8 protein-coding genes are annotated in these 7,020 nt (G+C 62.2%); all 8 read right to left on the reverse strand.

The window, feature by feature from the left end; translation table 11 throughout:
* Positions 1-290: 290 nt before the first annotated feature.
* A complete protein-coding gene (gene tolB, locus QZ638_RS21415) occupies positions 291-1,574 on the reverse strand; it encodes a Tol-Pal system beta propeller repeat protein TolB (RefSeq protein ID WP_295814288.1) in 1,284 nt (427 codons plus the stop codon).
* 94 nt (positions 1,575-1,668) lie between these two features.
* Positions 1,669-2,730, reverse strand: coding sequence for a hypothetical protein (locus QZ638_RS21420; protein ID WP_295814272.1), 1,062 nt, complete (start codon positions 2,728-2,730; stop codon positions 1,669-1,671).
* A 4-nt stretch (positions 2,731-2,734) separates the two neighbouring features.
* Entirely contained in the window at positions 2,735-3,190 is a 456-nt protein-coding gene (tolR, locus tag QZ638_RS21425) for a protein TolR (RefSeq protein ID WP_295814274.1), read from the reverse strand.
* A gap of 9 nt (positions 3,191-3,199) precedes the next feature.
* On the reverse strand, positions 3,200-3,913 hold the full coding sequence (gene tolQ / locus QZ638_RS21430; RefSeq protein ID WP_295814276.1) for a protein TolQ: 714 nt from the start codon (positions 3,911-3,913) through the stop codon (positions 3,200-3,202).
* Between the two features lie 295 nt (positions 3,914-4,208).
* Positions 4,209-4,676 carry a tol-pal system-associated acyl-CoA thioesterase gene (ybgC, locus tag QZ638_RS21435; RefSeq protein ID WP_295814279.1) on the reverse strand — a complete coding sequence of 156 codons (468 nt, stop codon included), beginning with the start codon at positions 4,674-4,676 and terminating at the stop codon, positions 4,209-4,211.
* Positions 4,673-5,719: a Holliday junction branch migration DNA helicase RuvB gene (gene ruvB / locus QZ638_RS21440; RefSeq protein ID WP_295814282.1), complete on the reverse strand. Its 1,047-nt coding sequence runs from the start codon at positions 5,717-5,719 to the stop codon at positions 4,673-4,675. Before ruvB ends, ybgC begins: the two co-directional genes overlap by 4 nt.
* Positions 5,720-5,765: 46 nt before the next feature.
* Positions 5,766-6,386, reverse strand: a complete 621-nt coding sequence (gene ruvA, locus QZ638_RS21445) for a Holliday junction branch migration protein RuvA (RefSeq protein ID WP_295814285.1) — start codon at positions 6,384-6,386, stop codon at positions 5,766-5,768.
* Positions 6,383-6,898 carry a crossover junction endodeoxyribonuclease RuvC gene (gene ruvC, locus QZ638_RS21450; RefSeq protein WP_295814291.1) on the reverse strand — a complete coding sequence of 172 codons (516 nt, stop codon included), beginning with the start codon at positions 6,896-6,898 and terminating at the stop codon, positions 6,383-6,385. Before ruvC ends, ruvA begins: the two co-directional genes overlap by 4 nt.
* Positions 6,899-7,020 lie beyond the last annotated feature (122 nt).

A 7,020-nucleotide genomic window follows, 5' to 3' on the forward strand; every position in this document is an offset into this window, starting at 1 on the left:
CTGCGAAGAGCCGGCAACGGCTCCGTTGAGGCCAAGTTCGCTGGCATTGTTCGGCAGCGACTTCTTGCTGGCGCAGCCTGTGACGGCGAACCCGGCGAGAAGGCAGATCGCGGCGAGTTTGACGGGCGTAAGTGGAATTCGGCGCATGGCCGTTTCTCCTGGGATTTGAATGAATTCGTTGAAGCTTTGGTAACCTTGTCGGAGTTAACCGCGGCACAAGAAACAGGGTTAATGGGTCGTTAATCGCTTCGTTTCCGCGATATGGCGAAAATGCGGCGTCTTCCGGGCAGCTACTCCAAAAGCGGCGACCATGCCGGGTCGGAGCCGAATTCAGGCGTTGGAATCTGCCGCTCGTTGCGGCCGGTCAGATCGATCGAGTAGAGTTGCGGCCCGCCCGAACCCGCCGCCTGGCGGAAGAACATCAGGACGCGGCCGTTCGGCGCCCATGTCGGCCCCTCCTGCAGGAAGCCGGACGAGAGGATACGCTCCCCCGAACCGTCGGTACGCATGACGCCTATCTGAAACTCGCCACCCGTTTGTTTGGTGAAGGCGATCAGATCGCCGCGTGGCGACCACACTGGCGTCGAATAGGTGCCGTCTCCGAAGGAAATGCGCTTCGGATCGCCGCCACTCGCCCCCATCACATAGATCTGCGCACGTCCGCCACGGTCGGAGGTGAACACGATCTGCGATCCGTCCGGCGAATAGGAGGGGGAGGTATCGATGGCGTTGGAGGTCGTCAGGCGAGTCGTGTTGCGGCTGCGCAGGTCCATCGCGAAGATGTTCGAATTGCCGTCGTCACGCAGAAGACTCATTACGATCTGCTGGCCATTGGGCGAGAAACGCGGCGCAAACGTCATGCCGGGAAAATTGCCGACAAGCTCACGCTGGCCGGTTTCCAGTTGCAGGAGATAGACCTGCGGCTGGCCGCCCTCATAGGACATGTAGGTGATTTCCTGGCGCGTCGGCGAGAAACGCGGCGTCAGGACGATGGCACGGCCATCGGTGAGAAAACGCTGATTGGCCCCGTCCTGATCCATGATCGCGAGCCGCTTCACGCGGTTGTTGCGCGGGCCGGACTCGTCCACGTAAACGATGCGCGTGTCGAAATAACCGCTCTCGCCCGTCAGCCGCTGATAGATGGCATCCGCGATGATGTGCGCAACGCGACGCCATTTTTCCTTGCTGGTGAAAAACTGTTCGCCGATGAGCTGCTGGCCGGCATAGGTGTCCCACAGCCGGAACTCGGCCCTCAGCCGCCCGTCCGGCGTCTCGGAGACCTTGCCAGTCACCAGCGCCTGCGCGTTGATTACGGTCCAGTCCTCAAAGCGCGGCGCGGCATCCGGATTGGAGATCTGCTCGATAAAAGCGCCCTTCTCGATAGGCGCGAACAGGCCGGAACGCCGCAGATCGGCTTCGATGACACCTGCAATCTCAGCACCCCTACCGTCGGCGGAAATGAACTCCGTCACCGCGATCGGCAATGGCTCGACCACGCCCTTGTTGATGTCGATTTCCACCACTGCCCGCGCCGGCAGCACCGCAACGCCAAGCCCGGCGATGAGCGTCGCCATCAGGAAGGTTGCTCTTATGATTGTCTGCATTTGCTCCTGCCTCTCCCACTTTGGTTAGGCTCAAGCTCCCATCGCCTTGCGGAGGGTGCCTAGGTTAAAACATGTCGCTCGGATCGAAGTGGACGATGACTTCTGACCAGGTGTCGTACTTGGCAGCCGGCAGATTGTAGGGCGCACACTGGAGGACGGCGCGACGTGCCGATTCGGCCGCCGCCCGCTCCACCATCGTCCCGTTGCCGCCGGCAATAATGCGCGGGCTGCCCTCGATGTTTCCGCTCGCGTCGAGGTTCATCTGGATCGAAACTTTCAGGTTCTCCGCATCGAGCGCGCCAGCCGGCACGTTCCAGCAGCGCTGGATCTGGCCGCGCAACGCATCCATCTCACTCTGGGAAAGCTTTTCGCCAGGCGTGTTGCGGCTACCACCGAGCGAAGCCTGCTCCTGCGACCGCTTCGCGCCGCCGCCAGACGCCTTGTCCTTGTTCAAAAGCGCGGCCACTTCGTCGAACAACTCCTCGGAGTTCTCCGATTTCGGCTTCGAGGCAGTCTTCTGCGCCGGCTTGTCCGCATCCTTGCGCTCGGGCGCCTTGGCCGTGCTCGCCTTGGGTGGTTGCGGTCGCGATTGTGGAACCGGCGCGCTGTTGGGCAGCGAAACGCTCTCTGCCTCGGGCGTTTCCGCCACCACGGTTTCCTCGGACGCGGGTTCGGGCGTCACCTCCTGCTTGGGCTGCGGCTCAGGGCGCACCTCGGTCGCCGGTACCGGGGTCGGCTCCGCCGCGGCCTGCTGAGGCTCCGGCTCGGGTTTCGGTTCAGGCTTGGGCGTCGGCTTGGGCGCAGGCGGCGGTTCCGCCGTCTTCTCCACCTCGCGCTGGCGCGGCTCCGGAGTCGGCGGCGTTTTCAGGTCGACGTCGTTATCACCGGTATTCTGCGCATTCTCCACCGGGTCGGGGCGCTTTGTCGGCGTTGGCGTGGGCGTTTCGGAAAGCTCGGCCTTCTTGTCGCCTTCCTGCACCTGAGTCATCGATTCGATGGGAATGATCTCGACAGGCAGAGCTTCGACGTCCGCCACCTCGAAGGCGCGCGGCGCCGATAGCGAAAACAGGCCGAAACCCAGCAACGCCGCATGCATGGTCACCGATGTAACGAGACCCGCCTTCATTCGGTCAATTGCCCTCTTCCTGTAAGGTGACCAGACCCAGATTGCGATATCCGGCGGCCGAAATTCGCGCCATCACGCGCATCACCGTGCCGTAATCGGCCGCGCGATCCCCGCGCACATAAATGCGCTCGTCGTAACCGGAGCGTGCGATTGCCTGCAGCTTCGGCACCACCTCTTCGATGGGCACCTCGGTTTCCTGCAGATAAATCTGGCCGCCATTGTTGACGGAAACAGTGATCGGCTGCGTCTCGGAATTCAGAGCCTTGGCCTGCGTTTCCGGCAGATCGATCGGCACGCCGACCGTGAGCAGGGGCGCCGCCACCATGAAGATGATGAGCAGCACCAGCATAACGTCCACGAAGGGCGTCACATTGATTTCGGAAATCAGGCCCGTGCGCGAACCGCGACGACCACGCCGCCGCCCGTTTCGTCCACCTGCCGAACCGACTGACATACCCATTGCGCTCTCCTAAGCCGCCTTGGCGGCGACCTTCTCGTCGATCTGCCGCGACAGGATGGTCGAAAACTCGTCCGCGAAGCCTTCCATGCGCCCGGCGAGCTTGCCCGCGTCGGATGACAGCTTGTTGTAGGCGATCACGGCCGGAATAGCCGCCAGAAGGCCGATTGCCGTGGCAAGCAGCGCCTCGGCGATGCCCGGCGCCACAACGGCCAGATTGGTGGACTTGGATCCAGCAATCGCCTGAAACGAGGTCATGATGCCGACCACAGTTCCGAACAGGCCGATGAACGGTGCGGCCGAACCAATGGAGGCAAGGAAGCCCAGGCGGCTCTCGAGCCGTTCCATCTCACGCATAAGCGCAAGATCCATCGCCTTGTCGATGCGCGTCTGCAAACCGATGGGCGAGCGCGCACCCTTCTCGAAACTCTTCTTCCACTCGCGCATGGCGGCAACGAAAATCGAGCCCATACCCGTGGTTTTGCGCTCCGAAAGCGCGCGATAGAGATCTTCCAGGGATTGTCCCGACCAGAAGGTCTTTTCGAAACGATTGAGCGCCGAGCGCATGCGTGCATAGGCGATCAGCTTGTCGACAATGATCGCCCAGGTCCAGATTGAGGCTACCAGCAGTCCGATCATGACCAGCTTGACCACCCAGCCGGCCTGCCAGAACAATGCCCAGATCGACAACTCCCCACCCGGTGCGGCGAGTGTAACACTTTCCATGGATCAACATCCTCTTAAGATCAGGGCGGCGTACATCTCGTTTCGGCTTCGCCCCTGCTTGCGTGCCGTTGCCTGCGTCCGATCCGAGGCGTCCCCGCAAGATGCTTCAACGCCCCTTTATCCGGTAAAATTTGGTGAAAGGAAGGCGTGCGGATTCGCTACGGATTTCATGATTTTCTTCATGAACCGTTATGGTTAATTAAGCGTTAGGAGAAGCGACGTTCAGGATCGAGGGTCGGCTTTGAGACGCGGCACGCGCACGCCGGTGGCGGTTCGCGACTTCACGATTTGTATCTCAGCCGTTTTTGGGCTTGAAGGCTTCGATCCACTCTTTCGGGAAACGGCGCGGTCTGCCGGAGACGCCTATGATGGCGGCCTCGACCTTCGCTTCCACCAGGACCTCCCCATCGCGCAAAAGGCGTTGCGCCATAAAGATACGCGCACCCGAGATCGTCTCGGTACGGGTTTCCACAGTGAGGACGTCGTCGACGCGGGCGGGTTGGCGAAAGTCGATTTCCATACGCCGAACCACCCAGGCCAGCGCCTCGCCATGCTTTCCATCGGCAAGTTCGGTGTGGTGGACGCCGGCAAGACGCAGGAAATCGGAACGCCCGCGCTCCAGAAACTCCAGATAACGGGCATGGTAGACCACGCCTGTGAAATCCGTATCGGCGAAATAGACCCGCGCCACCAGACGATGCCCGAAATCGGTCAGTTCGCCTGAAAGTCCGACCGTCGGGTTCTCGTCAGCGCCGGCGCTCATTCTGCATTTCCCTGCTGAAACAGGTTGATCTGCGCCTGTGCCAGTTCCTTGGGCGGCTGGAGCCCCATGTGACGCCAGGCCTTGGCGGCGAGAACGCGCCCGCGCGGCGTGCGTTGGATAAATCCCTGCTGGATCAAATAAGGCTCGATAATGTCCTCGATGGCGTCGCGCGGCTCCGAAAGCGCCGCTGCAATGGTCTCGATGCCCACCGGACCGCCACCGAAATTCTCCACGATCATGGTCAGGTAGCGCCGATCCAGCTGATCGAGACCGAGCGCATCCACCTCGAGCCGCGACAGCGCCTCATCGGCCACTTTTCGCGTCACTTCGCTCGCACCCGCCACGCTGGCGAAGTCGCGCACGCGACGCAAAAGGCGGCCGGCGATGCGCGGCGTACCCCGTGCCCGGCGCGCGATTTCCTCGGCCCCGTCCGCAACCAGCGGCATCCCCAGAATACGCGCGCCGCGCGTCACGATGGATTGCAACTCGTCAGTCGTGTAAAAATCGAGCCGCACGGGAATGCCGAAACGGTCGCGCAGAGGCGTGGTCAAAAGGCCGAGCCGTGTGGTCGCCGCCACCAGCGTGAACTTCGCCAGATCAATCTTGACCGAACGGGCAGCCGGCCCCTCGCCGATGATCAGGTCGAGCTGAAAATCTTCCATCGCCGGGTAGAGGATTTCCTCCACCGCCGGATTCAGCCGGTGAATTTCGTCGATGAAGAGCACGTCCCGCTCTTCGAGATTTGTCAGAAGCGCCGCCAGGTCGCCAGCCTTTGCGATCACCGGTCCGGAAGTGGAGCGGAAGTTCACGCCCAGTTCGCGCGCCATGATCTGCGCCAGTGTGGTCTTGCCGAGCCCGGGCGGGCCGACGAAAAGGACGTGGTCCAGCGCCTCGCCACGCCCACGTGCGGCCTCGATGAAGACCTTCAGATTGGCGCGCGCCGCCTTCTGGCCGACAAAGTCGTCCAGCGATTGCGGCCGCATCGTCGCATCGAGGTCCTCACCGCGCTTGTCGGCTGCAATGAGCCGTTCGCCATCCGTCATCCGCAGAATTCCGTTTCGTTACCAGACCGGGCACGCCTCGCCTTGCCTAACGCGCCAGTTCTTTCAGGCCAAGTCTAATCAGCGTGCCGGTATCGGCTTCCTCGCCCGCCGTTTTCATCGCCGCGGCAACCGCATTCGCCGCCACATCGCGCGAATAGCCCAGATTGGCCAATGCCGAGACCGCATCGGAAACCGGTGCGGGGGCCGCCCCTTCGCCCAGTTCCTGCTTGAGACCGATTGTGCCGCTCGCCTCTCCGGCATAGGCGGGCGCCTTGCTCTTCAGCTCCGAGACGATGCGTTCGGCGACCTTCTTGCCCACGCCCGGCGCACGCGCCACCGTCGCCGCATCCTTCAACGCAATGGCATTGGCGAGCTCTGAGGCCGAAAGCGTGGAAAGTACGGAAAGCGCTACCTTGGCGCCCACACCCTGCACATTGTTCTGAAGCAGCCGGAACCATTCTCGCTCCAGCGCGGTGCGAAACCCGTAGAGCCGGATCATGTCCTCGCGCACATAGGTTTCGATGAACAAAGTCACCGCCGTTCCCTCTCCCTCGAGCGCCGCCAGCGTGCGCGCCGGGCAGAAAGCCACATAGCCGACACCACCCACATCGACGATGCAGTGATCTTCGCCGATCTCGTCGATAATGCCCTTCAGTTTGCCGATCATTTGAGTGTTTCCATTGCCAATCGGGAGGCGGCGGATTGCCGGTGATGCGCATGACAGATGGCGATGGCGATGGCATCCGCGGCGTCGTCCGTGTCGAATCGCGCCTTCGGCATCAGCACCTTCACCATCATGTGAATCTGCTTTTTGTCGCCGTGACCGACCCCGATCACGGTCTTTTTGACCGCATTGGGCGCATATTCGGCAACCGGCAGGCCGGCGCGCGCGGGCACCAGCATGGCGATGCCGCGCGCCTGGCCGAGCTTGAGCGTCGCCGAGGCGTCCTTGTTGACGAAAGTGGCCTCGACAGCGGCCTCATCCGGCCGATGATCGTGAAGTATCGAATCGAGCCCGTCATGCAACTGGCACAAGCGCGACGCGAGGTCGGCTTTTCCATCCGACGTTACCGTGCCAGCACCGACAAAACGCAGGGAATTGCCCTGTGCGTCAATAATGGCCCAGCCAGTGCGCCGGAGACCCGGGTCGATGCCGAGAATGCGAATCGGTGTGTTCATGGCTCTACCATAGCGACGGTCAGGCCCATTGCCACGCGCTAGCGACATACGCGAAGGGTCGTTGCTGCCAGCACGCTTTCCCGGAGACGAAAACCTGCCCGACTTAGACCTCAGCCTCGTCC

It is taken from the genome of uncultured Nitratireductor sp. (assembly GCF_913053745.1).
Lineage (GTDB): Bacteria > Pseudomonadota > Alphaproteobacteria > Rhizobiales > Rhizobiaceae > Nitratireductor.